This window comes from Streptomyces sp. A0958, assembly GCF_004795035.1.
GTDB lineage: Bacteria > Actinomycetota > Actinomycetes > Streptomycetales > Streptomycetaceae > Streptomyces.
The window spans coordinates 162,936-186,105 of record NZ_SSBK01000004.1; the positions used below are offsets into that span (position 1 = coordinate 162,936).

At 71.2% G+C, this 23,170-nt stretch carries 21 protein-coding genes; 11 read left to right on the forward strand and 10 right to left on the reverse strand.

All coding sequences use genetic code 11. The features are described 5' to 3' along the window. Window positions 1-3 precede the first annotated feature (3 nt). A complete protein-coding gene (gene dhaK / locus E6P78_RS05970) occupies window positions 4-996 on the reverse strand; it encodes a dihydroxyacetone kinase subunit DhaK (protein WP_136202579.1) in 993 nt (330 codons plus the stop codon). A 152-nt stretch (window positions 997-1,148) separates the two neighbouring features. Between dhaK and E6P78_RS05975 the strand changes: the two genes are divergently transcribed. After that, window positions 1,149-1,712, forward strand: a complete 564-nt coding sequence (locus E6P78_RS05975; RefSeq protein ID WP_136202438.1) for a DUF1697 domain-containing protein — start codon at window positions 1,149-1,151, stop codon at window positions 1,710-1,712. Window positions 1,713-1,766: 54 nt separating this feature from the next. Here the strand turns inward: E6P78_RS05975 and E6P78_RS05980 are convergent, their stop codons facing one another. Next, window positions 1,767-2,162, reverse strand: coding sequence for a helix-turn-helix transcriptional regulator (locus tag E6P78_RS05980; RefSeq protein ID WP_136202439.1), 396 nt, complete (start codon window positions 2,160-2,162; stop codon window positions 1,767-1,769). Between the two features lie 98 nt (window positions 2,163-2,260). On the opposite strand from E6P78_RS05980, the gene E6P78_RS05985 reads away from it, so the two are divergent. The 6 genes from E6P78_RS05985 to E6P78_RS06010 all read left to right on the forward strand — a co-directional run bounded on the left by E6P78_RS05985 (window position 2,261) and on the right by E6P78_RS06010 (window position 10,969). Beyond that, window positions 2,261-3,766 carry an MFS transporter gene (locus E6P78_RS05985; RefSeq protein ID WP_136202440.1) on the forward strand — a complete coding sequence of 502 codons (1,506 nt, stop codon included), beginning with the start codon at window positions 2,261-2,263 and terminating at the stop codon, window positions 3,764-3,766. A 20-nt stretch (window positions 3,767-3,786) separates the two neighbouring features. Next, complete coding sequence (locus tag E6P78_RS05990; RefSeq protein ID WP_136202441.1) at window positions 3,787-4,818, forward strand: glutathione S-transferase C-terminal domain-containing protein; 1,032 nt, start codon at window positions 3,787-3,789, stop codon at window positions 4,816-4,818. A 101-nt stretch (window positions 4,819-4,919) separates the two neighbouring features. Continuing rightward, a complete protein-coding gene (locus tag E6P78_RS05995; protein ID WP_136202442.1) occupies window positions 4,920-7,139 on the forward strand; it encodes an NADP-dependent isocitrate dehydrogenase in 2,220 nt (739 codons plus the stop codon). 228 nt (window positions 7,140-7,367) lie between these two features. Continuing rightward, the gene (ctaD, locus tag E6P78_RS06000) at window positions 7,368-9,098 is read left to right on the forward strand and encodes a cytochrome c oxidase subunit I (RefSeq protein WP_136202443.1); all 1,731 of its coding nucleotides are present in this window, start codon (window positions 7,368-7,370) and stop codon (window positions 9,096-9,098) included. A 74-nt stretch (window positions 9,099-9,172) separates the two neighbouring features. Beyond that, complete coding sequence (locus E6P78_RS06005; protein WP_168712573.1) at window positions 9,173-9,475, forward strand: hypothetical protein; 303 nt, start codon at window positions 9,173-9,175, stop codon at window positions 9,473-9,475. A gap of 132 nt (window positions 9,476-9,607) precedes the next feature. After that, window positions 9,608-10,969 carry an NAD(P)/FAD-dependent oxidoreductase gene (locus tag E6P78_RS06010; protein WP_136202445.1) on the forward strand — a complete coding sequence of 454 codons (1,362 nt, stop codon included), beginning with the start codon at window positions 9,608-9,610 and terminating at the stop codon, window positions 10,967-10,969. 14 nt (window positions 10,970-10,983) lie between these two features. On the opposite strand, the gene rho is transcribed toward E6P78_RS06010, so the two are convergent. The 4 genes from rho to mutA all read right to left on the reverse strand — a co-directional run bounded on the left by rho (window position 10,984) and on the right by mutA (window position 17,492). Next, the gene (rho, locus tag E6P78_RS06015; RefSeq protein ID WP_240799081.1) at window positions 10,984-12,126 is read right to left on the reverse strand and encodes a transcription termination factor Rho; all 1,143 of its coding nucleotides are present in this window, start codon (window positions 12,124-12,126) and stop codon (window positions 10,984-10,986) included. Between the two features lie 313 nt (window positions 12,127-12,439). After that, a complete protein-coding gene (gene meaB / locus E6P78_RS06020; RefSeq protein ID WP_136202447.1) occupies window positions 12,440-13,438 on the reverse strand; it encodes a methylmalonyl Co-A mutase-associated GTPase MeaB in 999 nt (332 codons plus the stop codon). A gap of 11 nt (window positions 13,439-13,449) precedes the next feature. Next, window positions 13,450-15,636, reverse strand: a complete 2,187-nt coding sequence (gene scpA / locus E6P78_RS06025) for a methylmalonyl-CoA mutase (protein WP_136202448.1) — start codon at window positions 15,634-15,636, stop codon at window positions 13,450-13,452. Then, window positions 15,636-17,492 carry a methylmalonyl-CoA mutase small subunit gene (gene mutA, locus E6P78_RS06030; protein WP_136202449.1) on the reverse strand — a complete coding sequence of 619 codons (1,857 nt, stop codon included), beginning with the start codon at window positions 17,490-17,492 and terminating at the stop codon, window positions 15,636-15,638. The genes scpA and mutA overlap by 1 nt, the downstream gene beginning before the upstream one ends. 366 nt (window positions 17,493-17,858) lie before the next feature. Here mutA and E6P78_RS06035 point away from each other — a divergent pair, with 366 nt between their 5' ends. After that, entirely contained in the window at window positions 17,859-18,662 is an 804-nt protein-coding gene (locus E6P78_RS06035; protein ID WP_136202450.1) for a tyrosine-protein phosphatase, read from the forward strand. A 76-nt stretch (window positions 18,663-18,738) separates the two neighbouring features. On the opposite strand, the gene E6P78_RS06040 is transcribed toward E6P78_RS06035, so the two are convergent. Continuing rightward, window positions 18,739-19,404: a hypothetical protein gene (locus tag E6P78_RS06040; RefSeq protein WP_136202451.1), complete on the reverse strand. Its 666-nt coding sequence runs from the start codon at window positions 19,402-19,404 to the stop codon at window positions 18,739-18,741. Beyond that, window positions 19,401-19,976: a hypothetical protein gene (locus E6P78_RS06045; protein WP_206307734.1), complete on the reverse strand. Its 576-nt coding sequence runs from the start codon at window positions 19,974-19,976 to the stop codon at window positions 19,401-19,403. Before E6P78_RS06045 ends, E6P78_RS06040 begins: the two co-directional genes overlap by 4 nt. Window positions 19,977-20,239: 263 nt before the next feature. Here E6P78_RS06045 and E6P78_RS06050 point away from each other — a divergent pair, with 263 nt between their 5' ends. Together E6P78_RS06050 and E6P78_RS06055 are read left to right on the forward strand one after the other, a co-directional pair. Next, a complete protein-coding gene (locus tag E6P78_RS06050) occupies window positions 20,240-20,641 on the forward strand; it encodes a DUF1992 domain-containing protein (protein ID WP_136202453.1) in 402 nt (133 codons plus the stop codon). A 47-nt stretch (window positions 20,642-20,688) separates the two neighbouring features. After that, on the forward strand, window positions 20,689-21,180 hold the full coding sequence (locus tag E6P78_RS06055; protein WP_136202454.1) for a GNAT family N-acetyltransferase: 492 nt from the start codon (window positions 20,689-20,691) through the stop codon (window positions 21,178-21,180). A gap of 8 nt (window positions 21,181-21,188) precedes the next feature. Here E6P78_RS06055 and E6P78_RS06060 read toward each other — a convergent pair whose 3' ends face one another. Beyond that, window positions 21,189-22,016, reverse strand: a complete 828-nt coding sequence (locus E6P78_RS06060; protein ID WP_136202455.1) for a VOC family protein — start codon at window positions 22,014-22,016, stop codon at window positions 21,189-21,191. A 136-nt stretch (window positions 22,017-22,152) separates the two neighbouring features. Then, window positions 22,153-22,485, reverse strand: coding sequence for a DUF6479 family protein (locus E6P78_RS06065; protein ID WP_136202456.1), 333 nt, complete (start codon window positions 22,483-22,485; stop codon window positions 22,153-22,155). A gap of 206 nt (window positions 22,486-22,691) precedes the next feature. Here E6P78_RS06065 and E6P78_RS06070 point away from each other — a divergent pair, with 206 nt between their 5' ends. Beyond that, on the forward strand, window positions 22,692-23,081 hold the full coding sequence (locus tag E6P78_RS06070) for a hypothetical protein (protein ID WP_136202457.1): 390 nt from the start codon (window positions 22,692-22,694) through the stop codon (window positions 23,079-23,081). The last annotated feature ends 89 nt before the right edge of the window (window positions 23,082-23,170 follow it).

A 23,170-nucleotide genomic window follows, 5' to 3' on the forward strand; every position in this document is an offset into this window, starting at 1 on the left:
GGATCAGCGGCCCCAGCGCAGCGCCGGCGTCTGGACCGGCGCGTCCCACAGCCGTACCAGCTCCTCGTCCACCTGGCAGAGCGTCACCGAGCAGCCCGCCATGTCGAGCGAGGTCACATAGTTGCCCACGAGCGTACGAGCCGCCACCACACCCCGCTCACGCAGCACCCGCTGCACCTCGGCGTTGAAGCCGTACAGCTCCAGCAGGGGCGTCGACCCCATGCCGTTGACGAGGGCGAGCACCGGACCCCGCGGCCGCAGATCGTCCAGTACGGCGTTCACCGCGAAGTCGGCGATCTCCCGCGAGGTCATCATCGCCCGCCGCTCCCGGCCGGGCTCGCCGTGGATGCCCACGCCCAGTTCGAGTTCGCCGGCGGGCAGGTCGAAGGTGGGGGAGCCCTTCGCGGGGGTGGTGACGGAACTCAGGGCCACCCCGAAGCTGCGCGAGGACTCGTTCACCCGGCGGGCGATCGCGGCCACCCGGTCGAGCGGGGCGCCCTCGTCGGCCGCCGCACCGGCGATCTTCTCCACGAACAGGGTCGCCCCCGTGCCCCGCCGTCCGGCGGTGTAGAGGCTGTCGGTCACCGCGATGTCGTCGTCCACGAGCACCTGGGCGACCCGCACCCCCTCCTCGTCGGCGAGTTCGGCGGCCATCTCGAAGTTGAGGACGTCACCGGTGTAGTTCTTGACGACGAACAGCACGCCCTCACCGCTGTCGACGGCCGCCGCGGCCCGCACCATCTGGTCCGGCACCGGCGACGTGAACACCTCACCGGGACACGCCGCCGACAGCATCCCGGGGCCGACGAACCCGGCGTGCAGCGGTTCGTGCCCGGACCCGCCGCCGGAGACCAGGGCCACCTTGCCCGCCACGGGTGCGTCGCGGCGTACGACGACACGGTTGTCCACGTCCACGGTCAGATCGGGATGGGCGGCCGCGATGCCGCGCAGCGCGTCGGCGACCACGGTTTCGGGGACGTTGATCAGCATGCGCAACGGAATCTCCCAGGAGGGCTGTCGGACCCGGACGGCGTGGACACCACCGTAGGCCGTCATCGGTCCTGTGCGAAGAGTTGCCGGGCTACGCTGTCGGGCGTCTGCCGCACCCTCTCTCCCTGCCCCGTCCTCCTACGAAGAGGTGATCGGACTTGCTGTACATCGCGTTCCTGCGAGGAGTGAACGTACCGGGCCGTTCCGTGAAGATGGAGCGCCTGCGCGGACTGTTCACGGAGATGGGCCTCGCGTCGGTGCGCAGCTACATCCAGAGCGGCAACGTCTTCTTCGAGACCGACGAGACCGACGAGACCGACGAGACCGGCAGGGCCGCGCTCGCCACCCGCATCGGTGACCACCTCGCCGACGCCCTCGGCTACCACGTCGCGGTGTGCCTGCGTACGGTCCCGGAGCTGGAGGCGCTGATCGCGCTCGACCCGTTCAAGGACGTCACCGTCACCGCCGACATGCGCTGCTGCGTGGTGTTCACGACCGAGCGGATCGATCCGGACCTGGCGCTGCCGCTGCTCTCCCCGAAGAAGGACATGGAGATCATCGGTAGCACGGAACACGACGCCTTCGTCGTCTGGTACCTCATCAACGGCAAGGCGCCGGCCGCGAAGGGCTTCCAGGAAGCGGTCCTGGGGCGGGACGCCACGACCCGCTTCTTCCACACCGTGGTGAAGATCCTCGCCGCGGCCGAGAAGGGCGCGGCCTGAGGCGCGCCCTCCCGTGTCAGGCGCGCCCTCCCGTGTCAGGCGCGCCCTCCCGTGTCAGGCGCGGTCGATGTGCACGCTGGTCGACTTCACCCGGGCGGTGGCCTGCACGCCGACCTCCAGGCCCAGTTCCTCGACGGCTTCCCGGGTCAGCAGGGACACCAGCCGGTGCGGGCCGGCCTGGATCTCGACCTGCGCGGCCACATCGCCGAGCTTGACGGCGGTGACGATGCCCGGGAAGGCGTTGCGGGCGGAGGTGTACGAGACCTCCCCCTCGCCCGCGCCGCTCTGTGCGACCTCCACGGAGAACGCCGCCAGGTCGCGGCCGTCGATGAGACGCCGGCCGCCTTCCTCCCGGTGGGTCGCGACGCGCCCGGCGTCGGCCCAGCGCCGTGCGGTGTCGGGGCTGACTCCGAGGAGACGGGCCGCCTGCCCGATCGTGTAGGACTGCATGCGCCGTACCTTAACCGGCCCGCGCCCGGGCCATCCCGGCACGGCCGGGTGGGCCTGCCGGGATGAGGAATCGCGGCAAGCGCCCTAGGGTGCGAACCATGGCAGAGAGCGCGGCGGACCGGGGTTCTGCGGGGCAGGGGGCGGACTCCGCCTCCCACCATGACACGCCCGACCCCCGGCGATGGCAGGCGCTCGCCGTCTGCCTGGTCGCGGGTTTCATGACCCTCCTGGACGTGTCGATCGTCAACGTCGCGCTGCCGTCCATCAAGGAAGGGCTGCACACCCCGGAGTCCGACCTGCAATGGGTCCTGTCCGGATACGCCCTGGCCTTCGGCCTCTTCCTGATCCCGGCCGGGCGGCTCGGCGACGCGCGCGGCCGGCGCGCGGTGTTCATGGCCGGGCTGACGCTCTTCACCGTGGCGTCCGCGGCCTGCGGCGCCGCCCAGTCCAGCCTCTGGCTGGTGATCGCCCGACTGGTCCAGGGGCTGGCGGGGGGCATGGTCTCGCCGCAGATCTCCGCCCTCATCCAGCAGATGTTCCAGGGACGGGAACGCGGCCGGGCCTTCGGCATGTTCGGCACGGTGGTCGGCATCTCCACCGCCGTCGGCCCGCTCCTGGGCGGTCTGCTCATCCAGGCGGCCGGGGCCGACGAGGGCTGGCGGTGGGTGTTCTACGTCAACCTGCCGCTCGGCCTGGTCTGCCTCCTGCTGGCCCGCCGTCTGCTGCCCGACACCCCATCGGCCGGCCCCGTCCGGCTGCGGGACCTCGACCCGGTGGGGGTCCTGCTGCTGGGCGCGGGGGTGCTGGCGCTGCTGCTGCCGTTCGTCCAGGCCCGCCAGTGGCCCGGCGACGGCAAATGGCTGATCCTGATCCTCGCCGTGGCGCTGCTCGCCGCCTTCGTCGCCTGGGAGTCCCGGTGCGGCCGCCGCGGCACCCAACCGGTCGTCGACCTCAGACTCTTCCGGGTGCGCTCCTACTGGCTGGGCTGCCTGCTGATCCTGCTGTACTTCGCGGGATTCACCTCGATCTTCTTCATCACGACCCTCTATCTGCAGAGCGGTCTGCACTACACCGCCCTCCAGGCCGGTCTGGCCATCACCCCGTTCGCCCTGGGCTCCGCCGTCGCGGCGAGCCCCGGCGGCAGACTCGTCGGGAGGTTCGGCCGCCCCCTCGTCGTCGTCGGACTGGCCGCCGTGGCCGTGGGGCTCGCGGCCACCGTCCTCGCCGTGCACCTGGTGCCCGGCCGGGGCGCCGGCTGGGCGATGGCCGGCCCGTTGCTGTTCGCCGGACTCGGCAGCGGCCTGGTCATCGCACCCAACCAGACCCTGACCCTCTCCGAAGTGCCGGTGGCCACCGCGGGCAGCGCCGGCGGCACCCTGCAGACCGGCCAGCGCGTCGGCTCCGCGATCGGGATCGCCGCCGTCGGCTCGGTGTTCTTCGCCCGGGTCGGTTCCGACGGCTGGCCCACCGCGTACGACCACGGCCTCGTCGTCTCGGTCGCCTTCGTCGTCGCCGGACTGCTCGTCGCACTGGCCGACGTGGGCGGCGCCCGGCGGGGCAGAAGCCGTAGACGGCACTCCGGACCTCCCGCAGCCGCCTCATAAGCCTCGTGAAGGAGAACGCGATGAACGACTCCGCCGGCACCGGTTCCGACGGCAACAGCGCGTACGGGCACAAACCCTTCAAACGCTCCCGCAGCCACTTCGCCGACCGCGTCACCGCCGACGGCCGCGACGGCTGGCCCGTCGAGGCGGGCCGCTACCGGCTCGTCGTCAGCCGCGCCTGCCCCTGGGCGAGCCGCGCCCTGGTCTCCCGCAGGCTCCTGGGCCTGGAGAGCGCCCTCTCGCTCGCCGTGGCCGACCCGCTGCAGGACGACCGCAGCTGGCGCTTCACGCTGGACGCCGGCGGCCGCGACCCGGTCCTCGGCATCCGCTACCTGAGCGAGGCCTACGACGCCAGGGAACGCGGCTACCCGGGCGGCGTCAGCGTCCCGGCGATCGTCGACGTACCCAGCGGCAAGCTGGTCACCAACGACTACCAGCAGATCACCCTGGACCTCGCCACCGAGTGGACCGCCCTGCACCGGCCCGGCGCGCCCGACCTCTACCCCGAGCCGCTGCGCGCGGAGATCGACGAGGTCATGGAAGGCATCTACCAGGACATCAACAACGGCGTGTACCGGGCCGGATTCGCGGACGGCCAGAGCACCTACGAGGCCGCGTACGAGGCCCTGTTCCGCCGACTGGAGCAGATGTCGCAGCGGCTCGCGGACCGGCGCTACCTCGTCGGAGACACCATCACCGAGGCCGACATCCGGTTCTTCACCACCCTGGTCCGCTTCGACGCCGTCTACCACGGCCACTTCAAGTGCAACCGCCGGAAGCTGACCGAGGACCCGGTGCTGTGGGCGTACGTCAGGGACCTCTACCAGACCCCCGGGTTCGGGGACACGGTCGACTTCCACCACATCAAGCAGCACTACTACCGCGTCCACAGCGGCATCAACCCCACCGGCATCGTCCCCGCCGGCCCGGACCTGTCCGGCTGGCTGATCCCGCACCACCGCGAACAGCTCGGCGGCCGCCCCTTCGGCGACGGAACCCCGCCCGGCCCGGTGCCGGACGGTGAGGCGGTTCCCCCCGGCGGCCGTCCGTAGGACGTCTTCCGGCCGGTGCGGGGCAGGGCCCTGTCGAGTCGCCGCCGCTCACGAGATATCTTGATGTCAAGCAATGTTGCAGACGTGGAGCGGAGCACAGGGTGACTGACTCGACCATCATCTATACACACACCGACGAGGCCCCGGCCCTGGCGACGTATTCGTTCCTGCCCGTGATCGAGGCCTACGCCGCCAAGGCCGGGATCACCGTGGAGAGCCGTGACATCTCCCTGGCGGGCCGGATCATCGCCAGCTTCCCCGACCGCCTCCCGGAGAACCAGCGCATCGACGACGCTCTCGCCGAGCTCGGCGAGCTGGCCACCACCCCCGGGGCCAACATCATCAAGCTGCCCAACATCTCGGCCTCGATCCCGCAGCTGAAGGCCGCGATCGCCGAGCTCCAGGGCCAGGGCTACGCACTCCCGGACTACCCGGACGACCCGAAGACCGACGAGGACAAGGACGTCCGCGCCCGCTACGACAAGGTCAAGGGCAGCGCCGTCAACCCGGTCCTGCGCGAGGGCAACTCCGACCGCCGCGCCCCCGCGTCGGTCAAGAACTACGCCAAGACCCACCCGCACCGCATGGGCGCCTGGACCGCCGACTCCAAGACGAACGTCGCCACCATGGGCGTCGACGACTTCCGGTCCACCGAGAAGTCCGCCGTCATCGCCGAGCCGGGCAGCCTGCGCATCGAGCTCGCCGGCGACGACGGCACCACCACCGTCCTGCGCGAGTCCGTACCCGTCCTGGCGGGCGAGGTCGTGGACGCCTCCGTCATGCGGGTCGCCGCGCTGCGCGAGTTCATCACCGCCCAGATCGCCCGCGCCAAGGCCGAGGGCGTGCTCTTCTCCGTGCACCTCAAGGCCACGATGATGAAGGTCTCCGACCCGATCATCTTCGGTCACGTCGTGCGCGCCTTCTTCCCGAAGACCTTCGCCGAGCACGGTGACGCGCTCGCCGCGGCGGGACTGACCCCGAACGACGGCCTCGGCGGCATCCTCAAGGGCCTGGACGCGCTGCCCGAGGGCGCGAAGATCAAGGAGTCCTTCGAGGCCGAGCTCGCCGAGGGCCCCGCCCTCGCGATGGTCGACTCCGACAAGGGCATCACCAACCTGCACGTCCCCAGCGACGTCATCGTGGACGCCTCCATGCCGGCCATGATCCGCACCTCCGGCCACATGTGGGGCCCGGACGGCCAGGAGGCCGACACCGTCGCCGTCCTGCCGGACAGCAGCTACGCCGGTGTCTACCAGGTCGTGATCGACGACTGCCGCGCCAACGGCGCCTTCGACCCGTCCACGATGGGCTCGGTGCCCAACGTCGGCCTCATGGCGCAGAAGGCCGAGGAGTACGGCAGCCACGACAAGACCTTCGAGATCCCCGCCACCGGCACGGTCCGCGTCGTCGACGCCGCCGGCGACGCCGTGCTGGAGCAGGCCGTCGGCGCCGGTGACATCTTCCGGATGTGCCAGACCAAGGACCTGCCGATCCAGGACTGGGTCAAGCTCGCCGTCACCCGCGCCCGCGCGACCGGCAGCCCGGCCGTCTTCTGGCTCGACAAGGACCGCGCGCACGACGCGAAGCTCATCGAGAAGGTCAGGACCTACCTCGCCGAGCACGACACCGAGGGTCTGCAGATCGAGATCATGACCCCGCAGGAGGCCACCGCCTTCTCCCTGGAGCGCATCCGCCGCGGCGAGGACACCATCTCCGTCACCGGCAACGTGCTCCGTGACTACCTGACGGACCTCTTCCCGATCCTGGAGCTCGGCACCAGCGCGAAGATGCTCTCCGTCGTCCCGCTGATGAACGGCGGCGGCCTCTTCGAGACGGGCGCCGGCGGCTCCGCGCCCAAGCACGTGCAGCAGCTCGTCAAGGAGGACTACCTGCGCTGGGACAGCCTGGGCGAGTTCCTCGCCCTCGCCGTCAGCTTCGAGCACCTCGCGCAGACCACGGGCAACGCCCGCGCCCAGGTCCTCGCCGACACGCTGGACCGCGCCACGGCCACGTTCCTCAACGAGGACAAGTCGCCCAGCCGCCGCCTCGGCGGCATCGACAACCGCGGCAGCCACTTCTACCTGTCCCTGTACTGGGCCCAGGAGCTGGCGCAGCAGACCGCCGACGCCGACCTCGCCGCCGCGTTCGCCCCGCTCGCCAAGTCCCTGGCCGAGCAGGAGCGGACGATCGTCGACGAGCTGATCGCGGTCCAGGGCAAGCCGGTCGACATCGGCGGCTACTACCAGCCCGACCCGGCCAAGGCCGCGGCCGTCATGCGCCCCTCGGCGACGTTCAACCAGGCGATCGCGAGCCTCGCCTGACCTGACGCAGGTGCCTGCGGCGGGGCCGTGACCCGGTCCCGCCCCGAGCGCCCGCGCACCGCGCTGCCCCGGCCGGGCCTCCGCCGAGCCGGGGCAGTGTCGTTCCCGTGCGACCACCCTGACGGGTGAAAGTCGCGCCCCGGCGGGTGCCGGGCCGCGCGCGGGGGCCGCTTCACTGGTTTGCTGCATCCGGTAACGCGCGGATGACCAGACCGAAGGAGTGGCCCTGTGGCGACGACGGGCACAGCAGGTACGGCGGAGGACGAGGAATCGTACGCCAATGAGCTACCGGTGCACGGCAGGACGCCCGGCAACGTCGTCATCAAGTGGCTGACCACCACTGACCACAAGACGATCGGCACGATGTACCTGGTCACCTCGTTCGCGTTCTTCCTCGGCGGCGGGCTGCTCGCGCTCTTCATGCGGGCGGAACTGGCCCGTCCCGGCATGCAGATCATGTCGAGCGAGCAGTTCAACCAGGCGTTCACGATGCACGGCACGATCATGCTGCTGATGTTCGCGACGCCGCTGTTCGCCGGATTCGCGAACTGGATCATGCCGCTGCAGATCGGCGCGCCCGACGTGGCGTTCCCGCGGCTGAACATGTTCGCGTACTGGCTGTACCTCTTCGGCTCGATCATCGCGGTGGCCGGCTTCCTCACCCCGCAGGGTGCGGCCGACTTCGGGTGGTTCGCCTACTCCCCGCTCTCGGACGCGGTCCGTTCGCCGGGTGTCGGCGCCGACATGTGGATCATGGGTCTGGCCTTCTCCGGCTTCGGCACGATCCTCGGTTCGGTCAACTTCATCACCACGATCATCTGCATGCGCGCTCCCGGCATGACGATGTTCCGCATGCCGATCTTCGTCTGGAACGTCCTGCTGACCGGTGTGCTGGTCCTGCTGGCCTTCCCGGTGCTCGCCGCCGCGCTCCTGGCGCTGGAGGCGGACCGCAAGTTCGGCGCGCACGTCTTCGACGCCACCAATGGCGGAGCGCTGCTGTGGCAACACCTCTTCTGGTTCTTCGGCCATCCCGAGGTGTACATCATCGCCCTGCCGTTCTTCGGTATCGTCTCCGAGATCATCCCGGTCTTCAGCCGCAAACCGATCTTCGGCTACATCGGCCTGATCGGCGCGACGATCGCCATCGCCGGCCTCTCGATCACGGTGTGGGCGCACCACATGTACGTCACCGGCGGGGTGCTGCTGCCGTTCTTCTCGTTCATGACGTTCCTCATCGCGGTGCCGACCGGGGTGAAGTTCTTCAACTGGATCGGCACGATGTGGCACGGCTCGCTCTCTTTCGAGACACCGATGCTGTGGTCGGTCGGCTTCCTCATGACCTTCCTCTTCGGCGGTCTGACCGGTGTGATCCTGGCGTCCCCGCCGCTCGACTTCCACGTCTCCGACTCGTACTTCGTGGTCGCGCACTTCCACTACGTCGTCTTCGGCACGGTGGTGTTCGCGATGTTCGCAGGGTTCCATTTCTGGTGGCCGAAGTTCACCGGCAAGATGCTGGACGAGCGGCTCGGCAAGATGACCTTCTGGACGCTGTTCGTGGGCTTCCACGGCACGTTCCTGGTGCAGCACTGGCTGGGCGCGGAGGGCATGCCGCGGCGTTACGCGGACTACCTCGCCGCGGACGGCTTCACCGCGCTGAACACGATCTCGACGATCTCCTCGTTCCTGCTCGGGCTGTCGATGCTGCCCTTCCTGTACAACGTGTGGAAGACCGCCAAGTACGGCAAGAAGATCGAGGTCGACGACCCGTGGGGCTACGGCCGTTCGCTGGAGTGGGCGACCTCCTGCCCGCCGCCGCGCCACAACTTCGTCACCCTGCCCCGTATCCGCTCCGAGTCCCCGGCCTTCGACCTGCACCACCCGGCCGTGCGTGAGCTGGAGGAGGCGGCCACCCGCCCCGACCGTTCCGTGACGGTGGCACCGGGGGACAAGCAGGCGTGAGCGCCAGGGACGGCGGAAAGGAGAACCGGGCCGCCTCCGGCCCGGACACCGAGAGCGCCCGGGGGCTGGCCCAGATGGAGGGCTACCTGCTGTGGAACGCCGAGGTCGAGCAGGCACGCAGGCTCGCCCGCCGCTTCACCGACCAGCTGCCCTGGCTCACGACGGCCCAGCGCGAGGACGTGGAGCGGGTCTACACCGCGGAGCGGACGGCCGACTCGCGGGTGATCCTGGCCCGCATCTCCGCCCGCGCCATGCAGCTGCGCGGCGAGTACACCGAGCGCTACCGAAGGCTCCGCGCCCGCTGTGTCGCCACCGCTGTGGTGTGCGCGGGCGCGGCGGGCGGGGCCTGCGGCGTGGTGACATACCTGGCGAGATGAGCGGTGAGGTCGTCCGTTCTGCCGTCCCAGCAGGCGGACTCGCACCCCTGTCGTGAAGATGAGAGGTGACGGGCGCGTGTGACGGGGCAGGCGAACGGACGACCGTGCAGACCCCCAGAAGGGACGATCACTGTGGCACGACCCAGGATTCTCGTTGTCGGAGCCGGTTTCGCCGGGGTCGAGTGCGTACGCCGACTGGAGCGGGGGCTGCGCCCGGGTGAGGCGGACGTCGCGCTCGTCGCCCCGTTCTCGTACCAGCTCTACCTGCCCCTGCTGCCCCAGGTGGCCTCGGGTGTACTGACCCCCCAGTCCGTCGCGGTGTCCCTGCGCCGCAGCAGCCGCCACCGCACCCGCATCATCCCCGGCGGGGCCATCGGGGTGGACCCCAAGGCCAAGGTGTGCGTGGTTCGCAAGATCACCGACGAGATCGTGGACGAACCGTACGACTACCTCGTACTCAGTCCCGGCAGCGTCACCCGCACCTTCGACATCCCCGGGCTCCTCGACAACGCGCGCGGCATGAAGACGCTGGCCGAGGCCGCCTACGTACGCGACCACGTGATCGCGCAGCTAGACCTGGCGGACGCCAGCAACGACGAGGAGGAGCGGGCCTCGCGGCTCCAGTTCGTCGTGGTCGGCGGCGGGTACGCGGGCACCGAGACCGCGGCCTGCCTCCAGCGGCTCACCACCAACGCGCTCCGGCACTACCCCCGCCTCGACCCGAAGCTCATCAAGTGGCACCTGATCGACATCGCGCCCAAGCTCATGCCCGAACTGGGCGACAAGCTCGGCAACAGCGCCCTGAAGGTGCTGCGCGACCGGGGGATCGAGGTGTCGCTCGGGGTGTCGATCGCCGAGGCGGGGCCCGACACCGTGAAGTTCACCGACGGGCGGGTGCTGCCGTGCCGGACGCTGATCTGGACGGCCGGAGTCGCCGCCAGTCCGCTGGTGAGCACCTTCGACGCGGAGACCGTGAAGGGCCGGCTCGCCGTGACCCCCGAGATGGCGCTGCCGGGCAACGACGGCATGTTCGCGCTCGGTGACGTGGCCGCCGTGCCCGACCTGGCCAAGGGCGACGGCGCTGTCTGCCCGCCCACCGCCCAGCACGCCATCCGCCAGGGCCGCAAGCTCGCCGACAACCTCCTGGCGGCACTCCGCAACCAGCCGCTCCAGCCCTACGTCCACAAGGACCTCGGGCTCGTCGTGGACCTCGGCGGCAAGGACGCCGTCTCCAAGCCCCTCGGCATCGAGATGCACGGGATCGGCGCCCAGGCCGTGGCCCGGGGCTACCACTGGACGGCCCTGCGGACCAACGTGGCCAAGGCCCGCGTCATGGCGAACTGGCTGATCAACGCCGCCGCCGGCGACGACTTCGTGCGCACCGGGTTCCAGATGCGCAAACCGGCGACGCTGCGGGACTTCGAGTACACCGACAGCTACCTCACCCCGGAGCAGGTCCGCAAGCACACCGCCGCGCTGCACGCCCGGATGTGACCCGGGCGCGCCGGTCAGGAGGCCGGGACGGTGGTGTGGATCAGCCGCAGGAACGCGGCGTTGTCCGGGGTGCGCCGGACGCGGTCCAGCAAGGTCTCCAGGGACGTCTGCGCGTCCCGGCCGTGCAGGGCCCGGCGCAGCCCCCGTACAGCGGCCAACTCGGCGGCAGGTACGAGGAGTTCGTCGCGGCGGGTGCCGGAAGCGGCGATGTTCACCGCCGGGTGGACGCGCTTCTCGGCCAGTGAGCGGTCGAGCCGGAGCTCCATGTTGCCGGTGCCCTTCAGCTCCTCGAAGAAGTACTCGTCGGCCCGGGAGCCGGTCTCGACGAGCGCGGTCGCCAGGATGGTCAGGGAGCCGCCCTCCTCGGTGAGGCGGGCGGCCCCGAAGAGGCGCTTGGGGCCGAGCAGGGCCGCGGCGTCCACACCGCCGCTGAGGGTGCGCCCGCCGCTGCCCGCCGCGTTGTTGTGGGCCCGGCAGAGCCGGGTGAGCGAGTCGAGCAGCATGACGACGTCCCGGCCCTGCTCGACCAGCCGCTCGGCGCGTGCGAGGGCGAGTTCGGCGAGGGCGATGTGCTCCTTGGCGGGGCGGTCGAACGTCGAGGCGTAGACCTCGCCGCGTACCGAGCGGCGCATGTCGGTGACCTCTTCCGGCCGTTCGTCCAGGAGCACCACCATCAGATGGCTCTCGGGGTGGTTCTCGGCGACGGAGGCCGCGATCTGCTGGAGCAGGACCGTCTTGCCGGTCCTGGGCGGGGCGACGATCAGGCCGCGCTGTCCCTTGCCGACCGGGGCGACGAGATCGACGATCCGGGTCGACGGGCTGCCGGACGGGCTCTCCAGGCGCAGTCGCTGCCGGGGGTGGAGCGGGGTGAGGTCGCGGAAGTGCGGGCGGCCCCGAAGGGCTTGCGGGGGAAGGCCGTTGACGCGTTCGACGGTGCTCAGGGAGCGGGCGCGTTCGCAGTGGCCCTCGACGACGTCGCCCTTGCGCAGGCCGTGCCGGCGGATGAGCGCCGAGGAGACCTGTACGTCGCGGGGAGCGGGGTGCCCCTGGGGCGAGCGCAGGGCGCCGTTCCCCTGGGGCGTGACGTCGAGGATGCCGGCGGCGGCCGTGGGGGCCGCGGGCCGGGAGGTGACGGGGTGTTCGAGTGTGGTGGTCATGCGGGTGGTCCTTTCGCGGACATGCGAATGAAGGGCCCGGCAGAGACGGGGGCGGATGATCACGCCCCGGACGACGGGCGGGAAAGCCCGGTGGAGGAGTCCGAACCGGACTGGGAAGCGGTGTGACGAAGCTGGATCGCCGGTCGGAAGCGACGGGCGCGTCAGCGTGAGAGAAAATGAAACGGCACCGGCGTCTGCGGAACGAGACGTGCACAGGTACCGATGGCAATGTACCACGCCCACCGGGCGGGACCGCGAAAGCCGCCCGGCCACAGAGGGCCGGACGGCTTGGCGGTTCGGGTGTTCCGGCTGGTCAGGCCGGGGGCCCGGACCCCCGGAACACGTCCAGGATCTGTTCGGCGGCCAGGGTCGCCGGCAGCGTCCCCTCCCGCACCCGCTGTTCGAGCTCCGGCGCCAGCGCACGCACCCCGGCGTGGCCGCGCAGGCTCTCCAGCAGCTCGTCCCGCACCATCGTCCAGGTCCAGTCGACCTGCTGCTCGCTGCGCTTCCGCGCGAGCCGGCCGGTCGACTCCAGCAGCGTCCGGTGCTGTTCCAGCCGCTCCCACAGCGTGTCGAGCCCGCTCGACTCGCGGGCGCTGCACGTCAGGACCGGTGGGGTCCATGCCGCGTCCGCCGGGTGCATCAGCCGGAGCGCGCCCGCGAGTTCACGGGCGGCGGCGCGCGCGTCGCGCTCGTGGGGGCCGTCGGCCTTGTTCACCGCGATGGCGTCCGCGAGCTCCAGGACGCCCTTCTTGATGCCCTGCAACTGGTCGCCTGTGCGCGCCAGGGTCAGCAGCAGGAACGTGTCGACCATGTTGGCGACCGCCGTCTCCGACTGGCCGACACCGACCGTCTCCACCAGCACGACGTCGTACCCCGCCGCCTCCATCACCACGACGGACTCGCGGGTCGCCTTCGCCACCCCGCCCAGGGTGCCGGCGGTGGGGGAGGGGCGTACGAAAGCGGCCGGGTCCACCGCCAGCCGCTCCATCCGGGTCTTGTCGCCCAGGATGGAGCCGCCGGTACGGCTGGAGGAGGGGTCGACGGCCAGCACCGCGACCCGGTGTCCGAGCCCGGTGAGCATGGTGCCGAGCGCGTCGATGAACGTCGACTTGCCGACCCCGGGCACACCGCTGATGCCGACGCGCCGGGCGTTGCCGGAGTGCGGCAGCAGTTCGCGCAGCAGCTCCTGCGCCAGCGCCCGGTGGTCGGGGCGGGTGGACTCGACGAGGGTGATGGCGCGCGCGATGTGCGCGCGCTTCCCGTCGAGCACCCCCTTCACATAACTGTCGAGATCGATCCTCGGGGCCATCGGTCAGCGGCTCACAGCTCGTGACCGAGAGCGGAACCGAGGCGCGTCACCAGGTCGTGCGCCGCCTCCGGGATCACCGTCCCGGGCGGGAACACGGCCGCGGCCCCCGCCTCCAGCAGCGCCTCGACGTCCTGCGGCGGAATCACCCCGCCCACCACGATCATGATGTCCTCACGCCCCTCGGCGGCCAACTCCTCGCGGAGCGCCGGTACGAGCGTGAGGTGGCCGGCGGCCAGGGAGGAGACGCCCACGATGTGCACGTCCGCTTCGACCGCCTGGCGGGCGACCTCGCCCGGCGTCTGGAACAGCGGGCCGACGTCCACGTCGAAGCCGAGGTCGGCGAAGGCGGTAGCGATGACCTTCTGGCCCCGGTCGTGCCCGTCCTGGCCCATCTTGGCGACCAGGATGCGCGGACGCCGCCCCTCCGCCTCCTCGAACGCGTCGACCAGCGCGCGGGTACGGTCCACGGACGGCGACTCCCCTGCCTCGTTGCGGTACACCCCGGAGATCGTACGGATCTGGCCCGCGTGCCGTCCGTAGACCTTCTCCAGCGCGTCGGAGATCTCGCCCACCGTCGCCATCGCGCGGGCGGCGCTCACGGCCAGTTCCAGCAGATTGCCGTCGCCCTGCGCGGCCTGGGTCAGGGCCCGCAGCGCGTGCCGGCAGGCGGCCTCGTCGCGCTCCTCGCGCAGTCGGCGCAGTTTTTCGATTTGCTGGGTGCGGACGGAGGTGTTGTCGACTTTGAGGACGTCGATCTGTTCGTCGGTCTGGACGCGGTATTTGTTGACGCCGATGACGGGCTGGCGTCCGGAGTCGATGCGTGCCTGGGTGCGGGCGGCGGCTTCCTCGATGCGGAGTTTGGGGATGCCGGCGTCGATGGCCTTGGCCATGCCGCCGGCGGCCTCGACCTCCTCGATGTGCTGCCAGGCGCGGCGTGCGAGGTCGTATGTGAGTTTCTCGACGTAGGCGCTGCCGCCCCAGGGGTCGATGACGCGGCCGGTGCCGGATTCCTGCTGGAGGAGGAGCTGGGTGTTGCGGGCGATGCGTGCGGAGAAGTCGGTGGGCAGGGCGAGTGCTTCGTCGAGGGCGTTGGTGTGCAGTGACTGGGTGTGGCCCTGTGTCGCGGCCATTGCTTCCACACACGTACGTGTGACGTTGTTGAAGACGTCCTGTGCGGTCAGTGACCAGCCGGAGGTCTGCGAATGGGTGCGCAGGGACAGTGATTTGGGGTTTTTCGGTTCGAACTGTCTGACGAGTTTGGCCCAGAGGAGGCGGGCTGCCCGCAGTTTGGCGATCTCCATGAAGAAGTTCATGCCGATCGCCCAGAAGAAGGAGAGCCGGGGCGCGAACGCGTCGACGTCGAGGCCGGCGTCCCGTCCGGCCCGCAGGTACTCCACCCCGTCGGCCAGGGTGTAGGCCAGTTCCAGGTCGGCTGTGGCCCCGGCCTCCTGGATGTGGTAGCCGGAGATGGAGATCGAGTTGTAGCGCGGCATCTTCCTCGAGGTGTAGGAGAAGATGTCGGAGATGATCCGCATCGAGGGCTTCGGCGGATAGATGTAGGTGTTGCGGACCATGAACTCCTTCAGAATGTCGTTCTGAATGGTCCCGGCCAGCCTCTCGGGCGGCACGCCCTGTTCCTCGGCGGCCACGATGTACAGGGCGAGTACCGGCAGCACCGCGCCGTTCATCGTCATCGACACCGACATCCGGTCCAGCGGGATGCCGTCGAACAGCTGGCGCATGTCGTAGATCGAGTCGATCGCCACCCCCGCCATGCCGACGTCACCCGTCACCCGGGGGTGGTCGCTGTCGTAACCGCGGTGGGTCGGCAGGTCGAAGGCGACCGACAGGCCCTTCTGCCCGGCCGCCAGGTTACGGCGGTAGAAGGCGTTGGACTCCTCGGCGGTGGAGAACCCCGCGTACTGCCGGATCGTCCAGGGCTGATTGACGTACATCGTCGGATACGGACCGCGCAGATAAGGCGCCACACCCGGATACGTATGGAGGAAGTCCAGCCCCTCCAGATCATGGCCGGTGTACAACGGCTTGACCGCGATACCTTCCGGGGTCTCCCACAGCAGGTCGCCGTCGGAGCTGCCGGAGGACTCCTTGACCGCGGCACGCCACTGGTCCTCGGTCACCTCGGTGCCGCCGCCCGGACCGAGCTCGATGTCGGAGAATTCGGGGATGATCCGCATTACGCCACGCCCATACGGTCGAGAAGGGAAGAGAGCACGGCCACCGCGTCGCAGCCGGCGAAGACGTATGCGTCGACGCCGGTGTAGTCGGCGGGCCGCCCCGCCAGGTACACGCGCCGCGCACCCGCCGCGACCAGTGCCTGGGCGACCTCGGCGGCCTGTTCGGCGTAGAGCGCGTCGGTGGAGCACAGGCACGCCACGTCCGCCCCCGAAGCCGCGAGGGCCTCGCCCACCGACGACGCGTCCACCCGCACCGGCTCGTGCACGGGCTCGATGCCGCCCGCCTGGAACAGATTCGCGGCGAACGAGGCCCGCGCGGTGTGCGCCGCCGCCGGGCCGAGCGCCGCGATGAACACCCGGGGCCGGCTGCCGGTCGCCGCCAGATGGGCGTCCGAGCGGGCCCGCAACGCCTCGAACGCCTCGTCGCGCCGGACCACGGGAAGTCCGCCGCCCACGGGGGCCGACGGCGCGGGCTCGCGCTCCACCGGGCGTTCGTTCAGCAGCGGGAACTCGCTGACTCCGGTGATCGGCTCCTTGCGCCGCGCCAGGTCCTTGCTGCGCGCCTCCCACGTGGCCGCGATCCGCTCCGCGACCAGCCCCGAGCCGAGCGCGGCCGCCTGGCCGCCCGCCCGCTCGATCTCCTGGAAGAACGCCCAAGCGGCGCCCGCGAGTTCGTCGGTCAGCCGCTCCACGTACCAGGAACCGCCGGCCGGGTCGATGACCCGGGCCAGATGCGACTCCTCCAGCAGGATCGTCGAGGTGTTGCGGGCGATGCGCCGGGCGAACGCGTCGGGCAGGCCCAGCGCGTGATCGAAGGGCAGCACGGTCACCGCGTCGGCTCCGCCCACGCCCGCGCCGAGACTCGCCAGCGTGGTGCGCAGCATGTTCACCCACGGGTCGCGCCGCGTCATCATCACCGGCGACGTCACCGCGTGCTGCCGCTGAGCGCCCGCGCCCGGAGCCCCGCAGGCCTCGGCGACCCGCGCCCACAGCCGGCGCGCCGCGCGCAGCTTGGCGATCGTCAGGAACTGGTCGGCGGTGGCCGCGTACCGGAACTCCAGCTGCCCGCACGCCTCTTCGAGGCCGAGCCCCGCGTCGGTCAGCGCCCGCAGACAGGCGACACCGGTGGCCAGCGAACTGCCCAGCTCCTGGGCCGCCGAACCGCCTGCCTCGTGGTACGGCATCGCGTCCACGACGATCGCCCGCAGCCCGGGGTACTCCTGCGCGCAGCGCCGCGCCCAGCGGACGGCCTCCGCCCACTCCGGCTCGGTGCCGGTGCGCGCGGCCCGCCCCAGCGGATCGGCACCGAGACTGCCCCGCACCTGCTGCGCCGATACCCCGCGCTCCGTGTGCAGTCGCAGCAACTCGGTTGCCGCAGCGTCCAGTTCGGCGCCCGCGTCGAGGATGATGGGCGCCAGGTCGAGGAGGACGCCGTCCAGCGCCCGCGCCAGACCCGACACCGGTACGCCGTCGGCGCCGCCCACGGCCAGCCACAGCGAGGTGACGCCGTTCTCGAGATCCGTGAGCACGGCCTCGTTGAGCCGGGCGGGGTCCGTGGACGTGTGCCGCTGGCGTACTCCCCAGCCGTCCGTGGTGGACCCCTCGGGCTTGCTGCCGCGGGTGAAGGGTGCGAAACCCGGGAGACCGGCATCGGGCGCGTCGTCGCGCGAGGTGTAGAGGGGCCGGGTGATGAGCCCGTCCTCCACCGTGGTGGACAGCGCTTTCTCGGCGGCCGGTCCCGAGACGTCCTTGCCCGATTTGCGAAGCACACCCTCGACGAGGCTCTGCCATTGCTCATGGGCGGGGTCAGGGAATCCGGCGGCCAGCGAAAGCCCGTCAGCAGGCTGGACCGTCATGGCCCAGATGCTAGGTCAGGTCCTATGGGAGCAGCAGTGCGTCGGCCTGTGACCTTGCCCTCCCTCACCGCACTTGATCCTTCACGCACTGTCGCCCGGCCGCTCCTTTCCCTATGTGGCGCTTTGCCACAGTGCGCCACTGAATGCCCGAAGTTATGCTGCTGGCAGTCCATCCATCCGGAGGGGACACGCCCGTGGCTGTGGGACCAGTGGAGTGGTTCGCCGTCGCCTTTCCGGCAACGTGAGGGCTGCGCGGGGCGGGGACCGGCGTTTTACTTTGTCGATTTGCCGACATCATGCGATTTTTGATCCGGCCAGGCCGAAAATTCCATTCGGATTCGTGTCGGGGAAAAGGGGAAATCCATCGTGCAAACCGTCAGGGCCGTCCCGACCGCTTCCGCCCTCAATCTGCGCGATCTGGGAGGCATCACCCTGGGCCCCGGCCGGCAGGTGCGCCAGAGCGTGGTGCTGCGCTCCGGCCGGCTCAGCGGACTCGACCCGGTGGACGACGCGGCCGTGGCCGCACTCGGTATCCGTACGGTCGTCGATCTGCGCAGCGCGGACGAGCGCGGCTCGGCCCCCGACACCCTCCCGCCCGGCTCCCGGCTGTTCGTCGCCGATGTGTTCGGGGGCAACCCGGGCGTGGCCCCCGCCCGTTTCCGCGCGCTGCTCGCGGACCCGGTCGAGGCCGAGCGGCTGCTCGGGAACGGCAAGGCCGAGGAGATGTTCGCGCAGTCCTACCGGCAGATGGTGCTCTCGCCCGGTGCCGCGGCCGCCTACCGCGCCTTGATCGACACGGCCGCCGACACCGCGGCGCGCCCGGTGCTCTTCCACTGCACGACCGGCAAGGACCGCGCGGGCTGGGGAGCCGCCCTACTGCTCCTGCTCCTCGGCGCCTCGCGGGACGTCGTGCGGCAGGAGTTCCTCGCGGTGAACCGGGTGGTGCGGGCCGCCTACCGGCCGTACGTGCAGGGCTTCCTCGACGCCGGCGGCGACCCGGAGATCGCCTCCGCGATCACCGAGGTCCGCCCCCGCTACCTCGACACGGCGCTGGACGCCATGGACGAGCGCTGGGGCGGTCTCGACGGCTACGTGCGCGACTGCCTGCGCGTCCCCGGTCCCACGCTGCGGCGCCTGCGCAGCGAACTGGTGGTGTACGCCCGCCCGTAGCGGCGGTGCAGCACACTGCCCCCGGCACGGTTCCGTGCCGGGGGCAGTGTGCTGCCGTGTGGGGGCGCCGTGCCCCTCACACCTTCAGGAGCCGTTCGGTGATGTCGCGGTAGTGCTGGAGGGTGACTCGCAGCTCCTCGGTCCGCGTCCCGGGGTCCCCGCTGTCCCGCCCCGCCACGTGCAGGGTGCGGCGGCGCTCCTGCAGCGCGTCCGTGAGGCCGGTGACGACCGCGTCGAAGGTGGACTCGGCCTCCTCGACCGCCCGGTGCGGGCTCTCGACGAAGTCCGTCACTGCCTGCTGGAGGCGGAGGGCCAGCTTGTCCTGGTCACCGGTCGGGAGCAGCGGCTGCGCCGCGTCGGGCGCGCTGTGCCGCTGGGTGCCACTGTCCGGCTCATGCCCGGACGCCGTGCGTCCGGTGTCCGTTTCACCGGTGGGGGTTCCCGGTGCGGTACGTCCGGTGTCCGTTTCACCGGTCGCGGTGCCGTGTGGGGTGCGTCCCATGTTCGTTTCACCGGTCAGGGCTCCCGGTGCGGTGCGTCCGGTGTCCGCGGCGCCCGAGGGGGCGGTGGCGCCCGGGGAAGCAGGCGTCGTCATCTGCGGCGGGCGGGCCGGGGCGTCGTCCGAGGGGCGTGCGGCCCCCGTGCCGGCGTCGGCGGCCGGGCCCGGGACGACCGGGCGGTTCGTGGGCTCTCCGGGAGCCGCGGCGGGGGTCTGCGGTGTGCGGTCCGTGTCCTTCGTCATGCCGTGCCACTTCCTTCCGCGTGGTGGGGGTCCCGGCGGGCCGGGCCGTCCGTGCCGTTCGACACGAGGACATCGAAGAGGCCGCGGGCCTCGACCAGGGCCGCCCTCATCTCCTCGGTGTCGCCTTCGCCCCGCCGGGCCGCGTGGACGCGCCGGTAGCCGTCGACCTGTTCGGCGTGGTGGACGGAGAGCGCGTCGCTCTGCTCGCCGAAGTCCTTCCCGTCGGGGAAGCCCAGATCCCTGGCCAGCTCCGCGAGGAGCGCGTCGGCGTCGGCCACCGCCTGCTGCGGCGAGTCGACGAACCGGTCCTGGACCCGCGCCCAGCGGGCGGTGTACTCGGCCCGCGCCTCCGGCGTCAACGGGCGCTCGTCCAGCGAGCGGTGGCGCTTCAGCCGCTCGCTCAGCTCTTGCTCGGCTGCCTTGGTGTCGCCGTCGTGCCGGGCGACTGCACGCTCGTACTCCGGCCCGAAGCGGCGCCGCAGCCCGTGCCCGCCGGTCGTCCGGCCGAAGGCGAGGAACAGCCCGGCGGCCACCACCACGACGACCGCGAGGATGATCACGAGGGTCGTCATGGTCACCACCCCCGGCGGTAGTCGGTCCGCAAGTCGCTGTGTTCCACTCCCACCATCCCTTTCGGTTCGTTGCCCGGCTCCGTTCCGGCCGGGCGTGACGCTCGTGTACCCCTGCGGACGCGTTCGAGACGCGGTCGGCGCGCGTTCCTCGTTCGAGTGCCGTACGCGACCGCCGGGCACCGCCCGCCGCCAACGGGCCCCGCAGGGTGCCTCGGTAGGCTGGGAGGGCCGCAGCAGGAGCACTCCGAGAGGGGCGAATCACGGTGACCGAGCGCAAACCCGCGGGCGTCAGCTTCGAATCCTGGGTCGATCGGCAGATCCGCGAGTCCGAACAGCGTGGTGACATCTCCCGGCTGCCGGGATTCGGTAAGCCGCTCGACGCGCTGAGCGCCCCGTACGACGAGACGTGGTGGATCAAGGCGAAGATGCAGCGCGAGGGGGTGTCGGTGCTCCCGCCGGCGCTGGCGCTGCGCAAGGAGGCCGAGGACGTCGTCGCCCGGCTGCCCGAGATCCGGACGGAGGCCGAGGTGCGGCGGGTGCTGACCGAGGTGAACGAGAAGATCCGCGAGGCCGTCCGCCGACCGCCGCCCGGACCGCTGCTCAACCTCCAGCCGTTCGACGTATCGGCCCTGGTCGAGGAGTGGCGCGAGGCCCGTGCCTCCTGAGACCGGCACCGGCCACGGCCCGGCGGCGGATGCGTAATACTCGCTCCATGAGATCAAGCGTTACGCCGTCGGGCCACCGCGCGTCCGGCGGCCCGGTCCGCGTCCGGCGGGCGACCACGCGGGACGCGAAGCGTCTCACCCGCCTGGTCCGGTCGTCCCGCGCGTACGAGGGCCCGTACGCGCCCATGGTCGCCGGATACCGGGTGGGCCCCGACTACATCGAGACGCACGCCGTCTTCGCGGCCGTGCAGGAGGCGACGCAGCGGGTGCTCGGCTTCTACGCGCTGATCCTGGACCCGCCCGAGCTGGACCTCCTCTTCGTCGCCGACGACGCGCAGGGCGCCGGCATCGGGCGGCTCCTGATCGGTCATCTGCGCCAGGAGGCCGCCGCGCGCGGGCTGATCGCGGTACGCGTCGTCTCGCACCCGCCGGCGGAGGGTTTCTACCTGGGCGCGGGCGCGCGGAGGACCGGGACCGTACGGGCCACGCCCCCGGCGGTGATGTGGGACCGTCCCGAGCTGGTCCTGCCGGTCGGCTGAAGCGTCTCTCAGGCCGGGCCGGCTTCCGAGGCGCGGTGGACGTCCGTGACGGTGAACAGTCCGCCGTCCGGGTCGATCAGCGTCGCCTCCCGGCCCTCGGGGCGGGTCAGCTCCTCCACGAGCGAGGCCCCGCGCTCGCGTGCCGTCTCGATCGTGACGCCCACGTCGGCCACGGGGAAGTTCACCTGCCAGTGCGGGCGGACCAGCGGGTCGGGGGCAGCCTCGACCGCGCCCGAGCTGATCCGCGCCAGCTCGCGCCCCCCGCACTGCACGACCACCTCGTCCTTGGCGTAGGCCACCTCGCAGGCGCCCGGCAGCCCGCTCGCCCAGTCCAGGACCTCGCCGTAGAAGATCGCGGCGTCGAAGGCGCTCCGGGTGCGCAGCCGCAGCCACGCGTGGGCATGGCCGTCCGCGGCGGGCGGCGACGTCGCCGACTCGGTCCGCTCCCAGATGCCGAACCCGGCACCGTCCCGGTCGGCGGCCAGCGCGCCGCGCCCCTTGCCGAGCGCCAGCGGCCCCACCGCCACCGTGCCGCTGCGCTCCCGGATGCGGGAAGCGGCCACATCGGCGTCCCGTACGGCGAAGTAGGGCGTCCAGGCCACCGCGACGCGGAAGGCGGTGGCCACGGCACCGATGCCGGCGACCGGTACGTCACCGCGACGGGCCACCGAGAAGTCCTGGCCGAGCCTTCCGGGGCGGAAGGTCCAGCCCATCACCGGGCCGTAGAACTCCTGGGCGGACTCCAGGTCCCGGGTCATGAGATTGACCCAGCAGGGAGCCGCGGACCCGGTCAGAGCCGCGCGTACGGGCGCCGCGCCGGAGGTGCTTGGGGTCATGGTCGTACTGCCTTCATAGGGAGTGCGGCAGGTGTGCCGGGGCCTTCGGGGCCCTCACCAGCCTCACCGCGGGCGGCCGCTCCCGCAACACGCGGTGCCGCCGCCCGCCGCCACCGCACAGGCCCGAGCAGGGGGGTCAGTCGCGCTTGTCGTCGTCCTCGTGGCGGATCGGCTCGTTGCCGCTCTCCCCGAGCTCGTACGGCGAGAGGCCCCTGCCGTCGACCGGGAAGTGGTCGTCGCCGTGGACGTCGTTCTGCTCGGCGTGGCTGCGGTGCTCCGGCCCGACGGGCTGCTCGTCCGGCCGGGGCGGGGGCAGCTCCTGGTCGTGCCGTCGCTTGCCCAGCCAGAAAGCACCGATCAGCATGGCCACCAGGAGCACGCCGATCACGCCCAGCACGACTCCGGTCGCTCCGCGCCCGTCCGCGAGGGTGACTGCCAGGGAATTCAGGGCTCCATCCGAAACGTCCATGCTTGCCGGATACCCCAGGACGCAGGCGTCACTCGGGGCAGAGTATGAATTCATGTTTTAAGTGGATATAGCCATAAAAGATGTTTCGATCGGCGTGCGGTCCGGTCCGGCCGTCGAATGCGGGGGAGCGGGCCGCTCATGTCGCAGCCGCCCGCTGACGGGGTAAGCCTGGAGGTGACGGCATTGACCCCTTCGGAAGGAACAGCGTGAACAGCACACAGGAGCAGCAGGCGTCGGAAGGCCATCACGACCAGGAGGTGTCGGTCGTCGTCAGCGACTGCCCGGAGAACGACGCGCGTACGGTCTTCGACGTGCTGAGGGCCGCCTTCACCACGGACCGGTCCTCGGCCGACATCCCCCACGAGGCCGCGGCGAAGCGGCCCACCGCCTGGACCGCCACCGTCGATGTGTCCGAGGCCCGGACGGTCTCGGGCCCCGTGACCCTCGGCGCTCCCGTCACGGCCGATGTGCAGGGCGGCTACCTGGCCGTGGACCGGCTCCGCCAGGGCCTGGCGGACGCCTTCGCGGTCCAGGTCGTGGGCACCGTCTCGGGCGACCAGGAGGAAGAAGTCCGGCTGCGGCTGGAGAACAAGTAGGCCGAACGCCCGCGGCCGGTCCCGGCGGGACGCGGAACGACGACTCGCTATCTGGTAGAAAACAGACAAAGTGACTTCGTCGAAAGGTG